We start from the raw sequence: 15,498 nt of genomic DNA on the forward strand, positions 1-15,498 counted from the left end.
TTGTTCAAGTTGTTTGATAATGTTAGACATTGTTTGATCCTTTATTGATCCTAGATGTAACTGAAACTAACTGTTATATTCGGCTTGTGCCTCTTTTAACAGCTTACGTTGTTCGTCAGTCAGAGCTAGGCCTTCTAATAGCTCAGGGCGTCGGAGCCACGTTCTTTGTAGCGATTGTTTTAATCGCCATTTCCGAATTTCTTCGTGATGTCCCGACATCAGCACGGGCGGTACAGTTAATCCCTCTAACACTTCCGGTCTGGTGTAATGCGGGCAATCTAATAAACCATCAGCAAAAGAATCTTCTTCTGCGGAGGCTTGTTTACCTAATACACCGGGAATAAAACGTGCAACAGCATCAATTAATGTCATTGCCGGCAATTCCCCACCGGTCAGAACATAATCCCCGATTGACCATTCTTCATCAATTTCAGTTTGAATCAATCGCTCATCAATACCTTCGTAACGTCCACATACCAAAATCAATTTCTGATTTTGAGCAAGCTCGGTTACACCGCCTTGATCGAGTTTACGTCCTTGTGGCGAAAGGTAAATCACCTTTGCGCCTTCTCCTGCCGCTGCTTTCGCAGCATGAATCGCATCCCGTAAAGGTTGCACCATCATCAGCATTCCCGGGCCACCACCATAAGGACGGTCATCCACAGTTTTATGCTTATCGAATGTAAAATCTCTTGGATTCCAACATTCCACTTGCAGAAGATTATGTTTTACAGCTCTACCTGTAACCCCAAATTCCGTAATCGCTTTAAACATTTCGGGGAATAATGAAATCACCCCTATCCACATAAAAAGCCTACTATATTACGTTTGTGCATACTTGAGATTAGAAACCAGCGTCCCAATCCACTTCAATTGTTTTCGTGGTGAGATCGACTCTTTTAACTACTTGTTCATACAAGAACGGAATTAACCGCTCTTGTTTTCCAAAAGCATCTTTGGTATTGGCTTTCACCACTAACACATCATTAGAACCGGTTTCCATCATCTCTGTTACCGTTCCCATTGTATAACCTTCTAAGTTTACGACTGAACAACCGATTAAATCGTGCCAGTAATAATCGCCTTCTTCTAGTTCTGGGAATACAGATAAATCCACACCAATTTCAACATTTGCTAAAGTTTGTGCGGCTTCACGATCATCAACGCCTTTCAATTTAACGATGATTTCGTGATTATGATGACGCCAGTTTTCTAATTCCGTTGGCTGCCATTCACCTTTGATTTTTAAAAACCAAGGTTGATAATCAAAAATGCTTTCAGCTTGTTCTGTTGATGAATAAATACGTAACCACCCACGGATACCGTAGGTTGAGCCTAATTTGCCCACAACTTCAATACGTTGTTGTTCCATATTTTCACCTATCTTAGTTTAAGAACTAAATCAAAAAGCGAGATTATGCTTTTTGAGCTTCTTTTACCAAAGTTGCAACACGGTCTGAAAGTGATGCACCTTGAGCAACCCAGTGGTTTACACGCTCAAGATCAACACGAAGACGCTCTGCGTTACCTTGTGCGATTGGGTTGAAGAAACCTACACGCTCAATGAAACGACCGTCACGTGGTGAACGACTGTCAGCTACTACGATTTGATAAAATGGGCGTTTTTTAGCTCCGCCACGAGATAAACGAATGGTTACCATAACCTTCCTCTAAATGTTTAATGACTAAAAGAATATTCTCAAACTCGAAAGTGATTTAAGAATATAGCTTACTTTTTTCTCTGTATATATAGACAAAAAGCCTGAAGATTTTACACTTTTTGAGCAAAAAAGCAAGCCACAAGCCCATTTCAACTTGAGAAATTCACCATAAAAAATGACCGCACTTCATCACAAAGTGCGGCCAAATTTTCATTCATTTATTGAATTAATAAACCCCTTGCGCCAACATTGCATCAGCCACTTTCACAAAGCCTGCAACATTTGCCCCGACAACATAGTTGATGTTTGCTTGACCAGCGACAGTGCCATATTTTTTACAGTTTGCATGAATATCTAACATGATACGATGAAGCTGTTTATCCACCTCTTCAGCCGTCCAATACAAACGTTGTGAGCTCTGTGCCATTTCTAAACCAGAGGTTGCTACACCACCGGCATTTGCTGCTTTACCTGGGCCAAATAACACGCCCGCCTCTAAAAATGCCTCTGTTGCTTCAATTGTGGTTGGCATATTAGCGCCTTCAGCAACTAATTTCACGCCATTTGCAATTAAGGTTTTAGCGTCTGCAATCTCTAATTCATTTTGGGTTGCACAAGGAAGCGCAATATCCGCTTTCACTTCCCAAGGGCGTTTACCTGCAAAATATTGTAAATCAAACTGTTCCGCAAATTCTTGAACGCGACCACGTTTTACATTTTTGAGCTCCAATAACGCAGCTAATTTTTCACGGTCAAAACCTTCTGGCAAATACACATAACCTGCTGAGTCAGAACAAGTTACCACTTTCGCACCGAGCTCCATCGCTTTTTCAATGGCATATTGCGCCACGTTACCCGAGCCAGAAACTAAAACGGTTTTACCTTGGAAGCAATCCCCTTTTTCAGCGAGCATTGCTTGTGCGAAATACACCAAACCATAACCCGTCGCTTCAGGGCGAATTAAACTTCCACCGAATGAAAGACCACGCCCCGTAAACACACAAGCAGCTTGGTTTGATAATTTTTTCATATAGCCTGCAAGATAGCCGACTTCACGGCCACCTACACCGATATCGCCTGCCGGCACATCGGTATCCGGCCCTACATGACGATAAAGTTCTGCCATTAACGCTTGGCAAAAACGCATGACTTCTGCATCTGATTTACCTTTAGGATCAAAATCTGAACCACCTTTCGCACCGCCCATTGGCAATGTGGTTAAGGCATTTTTAAATATCTGTTCAAAGCCTAAGAATTTTAAAATCGATAAGTTAACGGATGGATGGAAACGCATTCCGCCTTTATATGGACCAATTGCGCTGTTGAATTGAATACGGAAAGCTCGGTTTACTTGAACTTGACCTTTATCATCAGTCCACGCCACACGGAACTGAAATGCGCGCTCAGGTTCAACTAAACGCTCTAATAAAGCTTCTGAACGGTATTTAGGATTTGCTTCCAAGAAAGGCCAGATTGAAGTAAACACTTCACGAACGGCTTGTAAAAACTCAGGTTGGTGGCCATCACGTTGAGCCACTTTTTCGAGAAATTCGTCTAAGGATGCTACTGCTGACATAGGATTTTCCTTCTAGTAGTGAGTATGATGTGTGTAAAATTATTTTATTTCACCGTCTTCTTACGGTGTGCCTCCAATATAGCAATGGAAAAATCAATTTAGCAACAGTTTTTTTATAGAAAAAATGAAGAAAAAATAAAAAACGAGAAAATATTCAATATTTTCTCGTTTCTATTAGATAAGATCTAAAATCAGCATCTAAGCTAACACTTCAACTTAAAAAGTCCTTATTTATTTTTACCTTCTAAGTAAAGCCACTCTGCAACCTGCTTCGCAAAGTACGTTAAGATACCATCTGCACCCGCACGTTTAAAACAAAGCAATGATTCCATAATGCATTCTTTTTCTTTTAACCAACCATTTTGAATAGCTGCCATATGCATCGCGTATTCGCCAGAAACTTGGTAAGCAAAAGTCGGCACGCCGAAATACTCTTTCACGCGATAGACCATATCCAAATATGGCATACCTGGTTTTACCATCACCATATCCGCACCTTCTTGTAAATCAAGTGCGACTTCTTGCAAGCCCTCATTGCCATTTGCCGGATCAAGTTGGTAAGTTTTCTTATCGCCACCTTTCAGATTACCCGCAGAACCGACTGCATCACGGAATGGACCATAGTAATTAGACGCATATTTCGCTGAGTATGCCATAATTTGCGTGTTGATATGACCATTCTCTTCCAACGCCTGACGAATACGACTAATACGTCCATCCATCATATCACTCGGCGCCACAATATCAGCACCTGCTTCAGCGTGTGAAACAGCCTGTTTAATCAGGATATCTGTTGTGATATCGTTTAAGACATAGCCTTCTTCATCAATGATCCCATCTTGTCCGTGTAATGTATAAGGATCGAGTGCGACATCTGTTAACACACCTAATTCTGGATAAGCGCCTTTTAATGCTCTCACTGCTCGCTGTACCAAACCATTTGGGTTAAACGCTTCATCTGCCATTAAAGATTTTTTATCTTGCTCAACCACAGGGAATAATGCGATCACTGGCACACCGTATTTCACCAAAAGGCCTGCTTCAATTAATAATTGATCGATCGTTAAACGTTCAACTTTAGGCATTGAAGGCACTGGTTCACGATGATTTTCGCCTTCAATAATAAATACTGGATAAATTAAATCATTAGCTGTTAAGGTATTTTCTGCCACTAAACGACGGCTAAAATCATGTTTACGTAAACGACGAAGACGACGGGTTGGGAAACCGCCTAAAATTTGTTGAGTCATAATAATATTCCTGTTTTTTATGATGTTAAAAGGGCGTATCACCTACGCCCATTTTCTTAATCTTTGTGATTTAAATCAGCCTGATTTTCTACCGCACTTTCTTCATCCGTTGTCTCTTCTTCATTCTCTTTCGGTTGATAGAAACGAGCAACTAACAAGCCTAATTCAAATAAAAGGCACATCGGTACAGCGAGTAAAGTTTGAGAGAAAACGTCTGGTGGCGTTAAGATCATGCCAACAAAGAATGCTCCCACAATAATATAAGGACGTTTTGCCGCCAATGCTTTCGTGGTTGTGACACCTGTCCAGCAAAGCAAAATAATAGCAACGGGTACTTCAAAACACACACCAAATGCCAAGAATAACGCTAGCGCAAAATCAAGGTAACTACTGATATCTGTGGCGATAGCCACCCCTTCCGGTGCAGTTTGGGTAAAGAAACTAAACACAAAAGGGAAAACAATATAATAAGCAAATGCTACACCCCAATAGAATAAAACTGTACTGGAAAATAATAACGGATAAATTAAACGTTTTTCATGTTGATACAGCGCCGGTGCAACAAACGCCCAAATTTGATAAAGCAAATAAGGCACCGAAATAAACACCGATACAATCGCAGTTAATTTAATTGGTGTAAAGAAAGGCGTTTGGATATTGGTGGCAATCATGGTTGCGCCTTTTGGCATCACAGCCGTTAAAGGTGCAGCAACAAAATGATAAATATCATTAGAAAAATAAACCAACGCCACAAAAACCACTAAAATACAAATTACACAACGTAATAAGCGGTTTCTGAGTTCAACAAGATGGGTAATTAGCGGTTGGGAATCGTCCGTCGTATTGCTCATAATTATTCTCTAGGACTTAGCTTCAGATTTAGGTGCTGGTTGCAGTTCCACATCATCCGGCGAATAGTAATCAGATAAACGCTCGGTTAATTCAGCTTGTTCATGGGCTTCAAGTGCGGTCAAATCTACTTCTGTTTTTTCAAGTTCTGAAACTTCAGCAAGTTCATTCTCTACATGCTCTGTCGATGTTGTTTCAGCCAAATTTTCAGCCGCACTTTTAATTTCTTTAATTTGCTCTTCGACCGTTGTGCCCGCAGCAGCCGCTTTTTCTTCTAGCTCTGCACGCATTTTTTGAGCTTGCTCTTTTAGCTCTTCAACGGTTTTACTTAAGTCTGGGGAAAGCTGTTTTAGATTCAGTTGTTCCGCTTTCTTGATGCTATCTTGCAATTCTTGCAATTTAAGCTCTTGTTTTAATTCATTTTGAACATTAGCTGCCAACCCACGGATCGTTTTCACCCAGCCCATTACCGTGCGAATAGCCACAGGTAAACGCTTAGGGCCTAGTACTACTAAGCCCACAAGCATCAATAAAACAAGTTCGGAAAAACCAATATCAAACACGGTTATGCCTGTTCTTTATCTTTTACAGTTTCAGTTTTTTCAGCGGTTGTTGTACCGTCTTTAATTTGAGTAAATTCCGCATCTTTTTTCGGTTCATCGTCAGACATCGCCTTTTTAAAGCCTTTTACTGCTGCACCGAGATCAGAGCCCGCATTACGTAATTTTTTCGTCCCAAATACTAATAAAATCACGACTAATAAAATAATCATTTGTGCTGGGGATAAACCAAACATAGAAAAACTCCGTTAGAATTAAATTGAAAATTTGGGCTTGAATATACTCTTTTTATGCATTTGTCTCAAGAGGTAATTTTAAAAGTGCGGTCAAAAAATAATGTTATTTTCAACCGCACTTTATTCTTATTATTCAGCCAGTTCTGTTTGCTCGTGTGCCATCAATTCTTGACCCACATCGTCGAGCAAACTTAAGTAACGTTCATAATGTTTCAACATATCCGCAATTAATTCATCTTGATCCATATATTGCACATCATAACCCACTCGACCATCAAAGAAGTAAGTGTATGGCTCATAAGTCATACTATGCTGGATATGTGGCAAGTTATCGTCATTAATTAATTGCTCTGACACCTCACGACCGATAGATTTCACCCCATACATAAAGTCTCGCATCAAATCTTTCTGAATGACTAACTCGACTGCAGGTTCATCTTGATCAAATAGCGTGTTAATTTGTACGCTTAAGTCATATTTGCCAATCAACTCTTGACGTAATTCACGCATAGCCGGTAAAACCGTATGTTTAAGGAAACGTAAAATATCTTTTTCTTGCGTTTGGTTCATCATTTGTTCCAAACGTTCTTTCCACTTATCACCTGTCCAGAAAATACTGGTTGGATTAACTTTGGTATCAAAATATTTTTTATCTGCACTCAAGCCTTTCCATAAACTAAAGCACATCAGTAACATCAACATCGCAAAAGGTAATGCTACCAACAAGGTCATTGCCTGCAGGTTTGCCAAACCACCCGATTGCATTAAAACAATCGCGACGACTGACATTAATACACCCCACATTACGGCCTGCCAACGAGGTGCTGCAAGGCTTTTATCGCGTGATGCAATGTTATTTAATACATAAATACCGGAGTCTGCCGAGGTGATAAAGAATAAAGAAATCACCACCAAACTCACTAAACCGGTCACACCAGAAAGCGGTAAATAATCTAAGAATTTAAAAAGCAACGTTTCAGGCGAGGAAATCATTTGTCCTAACGTACCTGCAGCTTCCCCATCATTCAACCAAATGGCCGTATTACCAAATACAGTAAACCATAAGATGCCGAACATGCTAGGAATCACCAACACACCGAAAATAAATTCGCGAATGGTACGCCCTTTTGAGATACGCGCAATAAATAAACCTACAAATGGCGCCCAAGAACACCACCACGCCCAATACAGAATGGTCCAACCGCTAAACCAGCCAGTATGTTCTTGTTCATAAACATAGGTTTTGAAGCTTAATTGGACTAAGTTGCTGAGATAAGTTCCGATGTTGTCGCTAAAAGCGGATAACAAATAAAGTGTTGGCCCCGCCACTAATACGAAAATCAACAAACAGAAAGCTAATGTTAAATTCAGCTCACTTAAGATTTTTACCCCTTTTCCTACACCAGAAATCGCGGAAAATGTAGCTAAACTCATCACCACAGCAATCACAACAATTTGCAAGCTGAAGCTATTTTCGCTAATCCAGCCTAATTGATGTAAGCCTGCCCCCAATTGAGAAGCACCGAAACCTAACGTTGTGATAATACCGAATAAGGTAGCAAGTAGCGCCATAATGTCGATAAGATCGCCTAACTTGCCATTAATACGCTCTTTCAATAACGGATAGAAACAAGAACGCAATGCTAAAGGTAATTTGTAACGGAATCCAAAGTAAGCTAATGCCAACGCAATCGTGCCATACACCGCCCAGGCATGAATTCCCCAGTGGAATAAGGTGTGTAACAAAGCTTCTTGTTGCTTATGCTCTGCGCTGCCTGTGGTAATATCAGATAAGTAATGCGTCAATGGCTCTGCAACACCAAAGAACATCAACCCTACCCCCATGCCGGCAGCAAATAACATCGACAACCAAGAGAGAAAACCGAATTCAGGCTCTTCTTCATCATTGCCTAATTTGATATTACCTAGGCTACTGACTGATAAAATGACTAAAAAGCCCAAAAATACTGAGAATGCTAATACGTAAAACCAACTAAAGTTAGCAAAAATGCCCGATTTGGCGGCATTTAATAAAGTTTGCGTTTGTTCAGGTGCGATTAAAATCATCGCGACAAGTAACACCACAAAAAATAACGTTGCACCAATCACTAAAGGATTGAACGACGTTTGCTTTTCCATAAATTTAGATAAAGACAACGCTTTCCCCTTAAAAATTAAGTGAATAAAAATAAAATCAGATTAAATAAAACAAGGCCTTAAGCCCTAAATGGTGCGATGGAACCATCGCAAATAACAGCACGGAGAAGTGCGATTTTGAAGGAAACGCTCAGTAGGATTTGAGTGGATTGTTTCCAAAAGTGCATTTATGGTATCAAAAAATACCAATTGTTTCAAATTAGGAAAATATTGATGGTATTTAATTTAAGTAGTATTTTTAACTGATATAATGAATTACAAAACTTGCTCAAACAAGACAGTAAAAGAAAACGTTTTATTTAATGTGTTGTAGATAAAACAATTTCTTAATGCAGCTTCAGTAAGCTTATCAAACGTCTGATCATCTAAATCAGATGAAATAAAAATTTTAATTTTACAATCGGTTATGTGTGGAGGTTCATCATAACCATGCACACCAAGTAAGGTTAAAGGATTGGCTAGATTGAGCCAAATTTTTCCTTCCATTTCCACAATATCGGCACGTTGTTGAGCAAAATGTGCTTTTACACTACTCAAAATGCCACCTAAAATAGAAACAGCAAAATAATCTACCGCACTTTTCTGTAACGATTGGTTATCAAAATTGACTTGTGAATAGAGAGAAATGTTGTCATTCGGAGTGAATAATTTAATTTCTTCTCCGCGTAATACGGCTCGATATTTAGCTGTAAAACATTCACTTTCAGGTACGTTATACATAACGTTCCCTCAATATTAATTTTGCTTCATTTAATACCTTAAGTTTGGCTTCAATAATGTCAAATCCATTTAAAGGGCGGTTGGAAAAAGTAGCAAATCCACAATCTGGATTTAGCCAAATTTGCTCTGGTGGAAGGAAGTTTAAGGCTTTTTCTGCCCGTTGAACAATCTGCGCTACGGTTTCTACCTCATCAGAACGAGGATTAATGACGCCTAAGCCTAAAATACATTTTTGTCTTAAGATTTTACTTTCTAATAACGAACTTAATTCTCCAGCTCTTGGCGTAGAAAATTCGAGCATTAAAATATCAGGTAATGCCGATTCAAATAAATCCACTAATGACGTATAAGGTCCGCGTAGTAATACACTCTCATCTTTGCTCCAGTTACCACGGCATACATGTAATGCGGTTTTGATATTTTTATTTCTTGCATACTCAAAGATTTGAGTAATTAAACTTTTCGCAAACTGTAGTTCCGCTGCAAAATCTTGTTTTTCGCTTAACGCGGCACACATAAATGAACGTGTTTGATGATGGCTAAAAATAACTTCTGTCAAAACAGGCTCATCAAATTGAACTACACTTACACCTAGCTCACACAAATGATCAATTTCTTGCTTTAATATAGCTACAACATCCTTCGCCATTTCTTCTTTTGATGAATAATGTAGCCCTGACACAGACGAAAGCCACATGGATCGAGCCATTAAGTAAGGCCCTGGCAAGGTTGCTTTAATTGGTTGCTTGGTTAGATTTTTTAGTAGTAGCATTTCATCTGCTACTAAAGATTGTTTGTAGCTGATTTTTCCCACGCCAATAGCATTTTTTATGGAAAGTGCGGGAACATCCAAGGTTTCTAGCATTGACTCAAAAATTTGCTTTTCTTTAATGTGATCGAGCATTTCACTCATGCTCATCAAGATTGCGCCTTGAATTTTTTGTGCAATAAAAGAAAGGTAATTGTCGCGAAGTAATTCGCCACTCGTGATAATATCAATGCCAGTACGTTGTTGAAGTTCGACAATTTGTTTTGTTTCTTGAACAACGATTTGCTTAAGCTCTGTTGTGGTTATTTTACCGAGTACGTGCTTTTTACGCGCCATCAAAAGTGCTTGACTACGAGGCATTGAGCCTAAAAGGGAAGTTGTGAAAAGTTCCATAGAAAATCCACAATGATGGGCGTTTATTACACGCCCATCATGATATATCAATCTTAAAAGAATTTTAAATATTCATTGGCAGCTTGTAATTGAGCAAAACCTTCTGTTCTACCCGCAACCCAACGTTTTAATCCTTCCAAATCCATCATTTCTTTATGTTCTGGATTGTTATAATCCATTTTGAACAAGGTTTCGGTGAATGCATTGAATTTGGTTTCATCTAATCCCACGCGCCCACTAAAAATACAATGGTCAAATGATGGTGTTTTTGCGAGTACTCGAACTGTTGCAGGATCGAGCGTACCATCTTTTGTCCAACGTTCAAAATTGAAATCTAACATCCATGTTGCCGCAACTTGGCGAGCTTTTAATGCATTGGCTGCATCTAATTCACCGCCTACATGATCACCGTGTAAACCAACACCCACATCAAAGCGTTTTTCTACATAATCTTGACCAAATTCCAAGCCATGTTGATGTAAAAACTCGATTGGAATTAACCGCGCTTGTGGGGAATCAATCGCACCAAAAGCTATAGTTTTATTTTTTAAATCTTCAATAGATTGTATAGTTGGATCATTAACAACTAAATAGCTTTGACGATCTTGGTCGGTATCACGCATTGCACCATTTAAAGTTTTACCAGCACTACGCAAGTAACCATCTAACCAAGCAAGGGGAGAGTTCCACGCCACATCAATTTCATTATTGAGTAACGCATCAACTTGTCCTTTGTAGTCTTTGAAATAGACTGGCTCAATAGGGAAACCTTCTTTTTCGAAAAAGTCTGCAATAATGCCCCAAATAACTGTCACTTGTGGGGCGTAGATTACCGCCCCGATTTTTAATTTCTCACTCATTTTTCACCACTCTTTATGGAATTTGTTGACCTGTAATGGCTTTACCTAACCAAATATTTAGCACATCGACACTTGGCGCCATTACTTGGCTTGCTAATGCATCACGTAAATAGCGTTCCATTGGCCCCATTTTGTTATAAGCCTTGCCACCGCCAATACGCATACCAATTTGAGCAAGAGTAATAGCGTTTTCGCTCGCAAGAATACGGGCTGCTAATAATTTAGCTAATGCATCTGCATCACCTTCTGTGGCTGCACGAGCCGCATCTCGCGTAGCGCATACTGCAGCATTCGTGTTTGCATAGATTTTGGCTAAATGAATTTGCACGGTTTCAATTTCTGCTAATGCAGTGCCCGATGTGTATTTACGGTGTGTTGAATGTTTAATTGCCTCGGTAAGCACAGCTTTACATACGCCACTATAGACAGCTGCTAAACCACAAATAAAGGCTGGTGCAATGCCACCAAATACTTGTTCTGCGCCTGCGCCAACTTCGCCAATACGCCAGCTACGATCTAATGGCATATCGGTCATTCGCATAAAGCAAGAGACATTGCTACGCATACCTAAGCCATTCCAGCTATCAGCTTCAAAAGTTAGGCCTTGAGTACCAAGTGGAAGCACCCAGTTATCAATAGTTTCACCATTTTCAGAAGGTAAAAGGGCTAAATAATAAGAAGCATAATTTCCTGATGTCACCATGGATTTTAAGCCATTGAAGACTGCATGTTCAGCATTGAATTGTGCGATTGCATCGGTGATATAGAAGTGAGTTCCTGTGCCTAACTCACTATAGGCGAGTGCAGCAAAGGTTTGATTTTGAACAATGTCAGAAAAGATTTTTTGTTTGAGTTGATCGCTACCAAATAGATTTAAACAATTCACTGCAACGTTACTCATCATATAACAGAGACCGGCAGAGGCTGAACTTTCAGCTAACGCCATACAGACTTCAGCATGTTCTTTCAGGGTTAACCCCATTCCACCATATTCTTTGGGAATTAAAAGTGAAAACCAACCGCCTTTACCTAATTCCTTAAATGCCTGAACAGGAAATTCTTTTTTTTGATCGAGTTCGTCTGCGTAAGGCTCAATAAACTGTTCCGCTAACTTTCTCACCTGAGTATAGATTTGCGACATAATATATCCTTATTTTGTGTTGAGAAAAACTTTCTACGAGGTCGATATTATTATGCGCTATTTCTTTTTTCTAGTATTTAATTCAAAATAATTTCAGTAATGTGATGTGGATCATGATTTTTTAGACCGTGAAGATTCACGGGGAAAAAGTGCGGTCAGAAAAATCTCTAAATTTCTGACCGCACTTTGAGCTAATAGTATTCATATGAGTTTATAATTATTGAGCTTGGATGATTAACATTATCAAATTCTTCAATCTTCACCACATTACCATGATCATCCACCGTATTTTTCCAACGCTTTATGGAAGATACACTACCATCACCAAATCCATAAGGCGGAAAGTCTTCAAGTTTGATCGGATATCCATTTACATCAAAAGTTCTTACCACTTTTCCACCATGCATGTATTCTGTTTGTTCAACTAATTTGCCATCAACATATTTATTGGTATATTTGGTAGATTCATTATTAAAAAGCTCATTTCTAATTTCTACAAGATTGCCCTGTTCATCATAATGATGACTATATTTATTCATGCCATTTTCAAGTTTTTCGCACCTTTCCTCACAAGACTCATCTTCCGTTTTTTCAATGATGAGCAATCCATTTTTATCATAAGTATTTTCAGATATGATCCTATCAAGCATACCTTTCGCTTTATACTTATGGATTACTGTCAATGAATTATCAGCATTCGTGTGATAAAGATATTCGATAGCATCATTATCACCTTCTATAAAAGATTTAATCAAATGTCCTTTTTCATCATACACAAAGTTTTGTATCTGAGCGAAATTCCCTAATGTTTCTTCTTTAGTTTTAAATCCCCGCGGATTAAAAAAAGTAATCTTATGCTCCAAAATCGAAGAATCCTTGGGATCGATCAATTTCATTTCCCATTTTTTTACAGGGCCTTTCAAATTTAATAAGGCTAAGTCTGTTTTCATCTGTGCAAAAACAGCCGTATAACATAAGGTCAGAATACATCCGAATATAATACGTCGCATAAAAACTCCGGTTAGCAAAATAATTAAAAAGTGCGGTCAGAAAAAACGTTAAATTTCTGACCGCACTTTGTTAGGTGTTGATTAAATTCGTTCTTCGATAATGCCGCCACCTAAGCAGACTTCATCAAGATAAAATACCGCTGATTGACCTGGTGTGACCGCGGCTTGCGGTTCGTCAAAAATTACTCGAATACAATCGTCATCAATCGGCTCAACCAAACAAGCAATATCCGTTTGACGATAACGAGTTTTCACGGTGCAACGGAACGCCTCACGCACGGGTTCGCGATTTACCCAGTGGAGCTGTTTGGCAATTAAGCCTTTGGAGAACAAGCGTGGATGATCATGTCCTTGTGCCACAATCAATTCATTGTTTTCGACATCTTTATCCACTACATACCAAGCTTCATCACCAGCATTTTTTAATCCACCGATACCCAGCCCTTTACGTTGCCCGAGCGTGTGGTACATCAAGCCTTCATGGCGACCAATAATCTCGCCATCTACAGTACGGATATCACCCGGTTGTGCAGGCAAATAACGCGCCAAGAAATCTTTAAATTTACGCTCACCAATAAAACAAATACCCGTAGAATCTTTTTTCTTCGCAGTAATTAAACCTAAATCTTCCGCAATAGCACGTACAATCGGCTTTTCAATTTCACCTACAGGGAAAAGGCTTTGGCCTACCTGATTTTTACTCAAGGTGTAAAGAAAATAACTTTGATCTTTGTTGCTATCTAAACCCCGCAATAGTTCAGCCTGATCATCTGCCCCGCGACGACGCACATAATGGCCGGTAGCAATATAATTAGCACCTAAATCTTCTGCCGCATATTCTAAGAAAGCTTTAAATTTAATTTCTTTATTGCACAGAATATCGGGGTTTGGCGTACGACCGGCTTTGTATTCTGTTAAGAAATGTTCAAACACGTTATCCCAATATTCCGCGGCAAAATTAATTTTATGCAGTTTAATGCCTAGTTTGTCGCATACTGCCTGCGCATCAGCTAAATCCGCTGCTGCCGTACAATAATCGGTATCGTCATCCTCTTCCCAGTTTTTCATAAACAAGCCTTCCACTTGGTAGCCTTGTTGTTGAAGAATAAACGCAGAAACGGAGGAGTCTACCCCACCAGACATACCACAAATGACTTTTTTAGTGGCATTTTCGGCAAGTTGTTCTGCACTCAAAGGTGCGAAATGTTGATTATAAGTATTTGAAGTTAACATAAGTCTCCCGTAACTTCGGTTAAGGCGAAGCACATTGGTTGTTGATAAATAATAGCTACTTTATTGCTGAATAATTGATGTATCTTCTTTTAAAATATAAGAAGGCTCATCATTAAAAGAAATTTTATAAAACGTTTTACCCGATTCGCCTACAATCTCCTTGAAAGTTTGGCAAGGAATATCGGTTGCTTTTAATGTAAATAAAGTCGGCATATTTTCAATTTCAGCCGCTGTTTTACTCAATACCGATTTACTATAAATAGGTGTATCTTTTTGGATAAGTACATCAGGATAAGAATTAGAGGTATCGGGTTCCTCATCATCAAAAATACCTTTTTCAAGCACTAATGATTTTTTATCACCTAATTTTATTTGATCCTGTTCAGCCATATAAACTGAGCCTGTTCCATAACGAATCTCTGTAGCAGAAAACATCGGCATTGTATTTAACCATGCTCCCGCTTTTACAAGAATAACGGGTTTATTAAATTCAGAATCTGCATATAAATTAAGATCTGCATTTACCTTTGCGGGGTAATATCCTGCAAAGGTAAAAGATGAAACCGTCAATAAAATTAATGTATAAACAAATTTTAATAATCTCATCAATTTATTTCACTTCATAAAATTGCGAATCATCGTCTTTCTTCGCAAATTTTTGTTCGTACTCAGCTTTGGCATTTTCATCACCAGCATCTAATTTTTCTTGTAAAGTGTCGCAAGGTTTATCGCAGTCACAGGCTTTGGCAATACCGAGTGATGAAAGTCCGCCACAGCTGCCTTTTAAGGCTTGCTTTTTAAAGATAAAGCCTACTGACATCAATACGATGATTGCCACAAAAGCTAATAGAGTAAAAAATAACGTTTGCATGATTATTCCTTATTTTCGAGTAATTTTTGGAAGGCTGAGGACATTTTCGTTTCAAAGCCTTGTTCCGTTTTCATGATTAAATACACTGGAATATTTTCTTTCTCGGCCACTTCAAGTGCTTTATTTTCACCGAGTACAAATAAACCTGTAGATAAGCCATCAGCCGTCATCGAACTTGGTGCAAGCACGGTAATTGAGGCTAAATGATGCTG

Annotated in this window: 18 protein-coding genes; all 18 read right to left on the bottom strand. The window is 39.0% G+C overall.

Going from position 1 to position 15,498, the window contains the following annotated elements; genetic code table 11:
• Window positions 1-66 precede the first annotated feature (66 nt).
• Window positions 67-807 carry a tRNA (guanosine(37)-N1)-methyltransferase TrmD gene (gene trmD / locus ACXVWP_RS10570; protein WP_049367234.1) on the bottom strand — a complete coding sequence of 247 codons (741 nt, stop codon included), beginning with the start codon at window positions 805-807 and terminating at the stop codon, window positions 67-69.
• A 37-nt stretch (window positions 808-844) separates the two neighbouring features.
• Complete coding sequence (gene rimM / locus ACXVWP_RS10575; protein ID WP_005697003.1) at window positions 845-1,372, bottom strand: ribosome maturation factor RimM; 528 nt, start codon at window positions 1,370-1,372, stop codon at window positions 845-847.
• A gap of 43 nt (window positions 1,373-1,415) precedes the next feature.
• Entirely contained in the window at window positions 1,416-1,661 is a 246-nt protein-coding gene (rpsP, locus tag ACXVWP_RS10580) for a 30S ribosomal protein S16 (RefSeq protein WP_005697005.1), read from the bottom strand.
• Between the two features lie 226 nt (window positions 1,662-1,887).
• Window positions 1,888-3,237, bottom strand: coding sequence for an NADP-specific glutamate dehydrogenase (gdhA, locus tag ACXVWP_RS10585; protein ID WP_289902522.1), 1,350 nt, complete (start codon window positions 3,235-3,237; stop codon window positions 1,888-1,890).
• A 227-nt stretch (window positions 3,238-3,464) separates the two neighbouring features.
• Entirely contained in the window at window positions 3,465-4,487 is a 1,023-nt protein-coding gene (gene hemB, locus ACXVWP_RS10590; RefSeq protein ID WP_289902521.1) for a porphobilinogen synthase, read from the bottom strand.
• A 56-nt stretch (window positions 4,488-4,543) separates the two neighbouring features.
• A complete protein-coding gene (gene tatC / locus ACXVWP_RS10595; RefSeq protein ID WP_297570100.1) occupies window positions 4,544-5,338 on the bottom strand; it encodes a twin-arginine translocase subunit TatC in 795 nt (264 codons plus the stop codon).
• Between the two features lie 9 nt (window positions 5,339-5,347).
• Window positions 5,348-5,899 carry a Sec-independent protein translocase protein TatB gene (gene tatB / locus ACXVWP_RS10600; protein WP_289902519.1) on the bottom strand — a complete coding sequence of 184 codons (552 nt, stop codon included), beginning with the start codon at window positions 5,897-5,899 and terminating at the stop codon, window positions 5,348-5,350.
• A 2-nt stretch (window positions 5,900-5,901) separates the two neighbouring features.
• Window positions 5,902-6,132, bottom strand: coding sequence for a twin-arginine translocase TatA/TatE family subunit (gene tatA / locus ACXVWP_RS10605; protein ID WP_005695386.1), 231 nt, complete (start codon window positions 6,130-6,132; stop codon window positions 5,902-5,904).
• Between the two features lie 129 nt (window positions 6,133-6,261).
• Complete coding sequence (locus tag ACXVWP_RS10610; RefSeq protein ID WP_289902518.1) at window positions 6,262-8,289, bottom strand: BCCT family transporter; 2,028 nt, start codon at window positions 8,287-8,289, stop codon at window positions 6,262-6,264.
• A gap of 255 nt (window positions 8,290-8,544) precedes the next feature.
• Window positions 8,545-9,009, bottom strand: a complete 465-nt coding sequence (locus ACXVWP_RS10615) for an OsmC family protein (RefSeq protein WP_289902517.1) — start codon at window positions 9,007-9,009, stop codon at window positions 8,545-8,547.
• Window positions 9,002-10,171, bottom strand: a complete 1,170-nt coding sequence (locus ACXVWP_RS10620) for a cobalamin-independent methionine synthase II family protein (RefSeq protein ID WP_289902516.1) — start codon at window positions 10,169-10,171, stop codon at window positions 9,002-9,004. The genes ACXVWP_RS10615 and ACXVWP_RS10620 overlap by 8 nt, the downstream gene beginning before the upstream one ends.
• A 53-nt stretch (window positions 10,172-10,224) precedes the next feature.
• Window positions 10,225-11,031 (bottom strand): phosphate/phosphite/phosphonate ABC transporter substrate-binding protein, encoded by an 807-nt coding sequence (locus tag ACXVWP_RS10625; protein ID WP_289902515.1) that lies wholly within the window; start codon window positions 11,029-11,031, stop codon window positions 10,225-10,227.
• 13 nt (window positions 11,032-11,044) lie between these two features.
• Complete coding sequence (locus tag ACXVWP_RS10630; protein ID WP_289902514.1) at window positions 11,045-12,172, bottom strand: acyl-CoA dehydrogenase family protein; 1,128 nt, start codon at window positions 12,170-12,172, stop codon at window positions 11,045-11,047.
• 191 nt (window positions 12,173-12,363) lie between these two features.
• Window positions 12,364-13,182 (bottom strand): hypothetical protein, encoded by an 819-nt coding sequence (locus tag ACXVWP_RS10635; RefSeq protein WP_297570094.1) that lies wholly within the window; start codon window positions 13,180-13,182, stop codon window positions 12,364-12,366.
• 81 nt (window positions 13,183-13,263) lie between these two features.
• Complete coding sequence (gene mnmA, locus ACXVWP_RS10640; RefSeq protein ID WP_297570087.1) at window positions 13,264-14,415, bottom strand: tRNA 2-thiouridine(34) synthase MnmA; 1,152 nt, start codon at window positions 14,413-14,415, stop codon at window positions 13,264-13,266.
• A gap of 60 nt (window positions 14,416-14,475) precedes the next feature.
• On the bottom strand, window positions 14,476-15,024 hold the full coding sequence (locus tag ACXVWP_RS10645) for a hypothetical protein (RefSeq protein WP_458473399.1): 549 nt from the start codon (window positions 15,022-15,024) through the stop codon (window positions 14,476-14,478).
• A gap of 1 nt (window position 15,025) precedes the next feature.
• Complete coding sequence (gene nqrM / locus ACXVWP_RS10650) at window positions 15,026-15,286, bottom strand: (Na+)-NQR maturation NqrM (RefSeq protein WP_014064154.1); 261 nt, start codon at window positions 15,284-15,286, stop codon at window positions 15,026-15,028.
• A gap of 2 nt (window positions 15,287-15,288) precedes the next feature.
• Window positions 15,289-15,498 (bottom strand): FAD:protein FMN transferase (locus tag ACXVWP_RS10655; RefSeq protein WP_369866938.1); only part of this gene is annotated, 210 nt, incomplete at its 5' end.

It is taken from the genome of Haemophilus sp. SZY H56, from assembly GCF_054332415.1.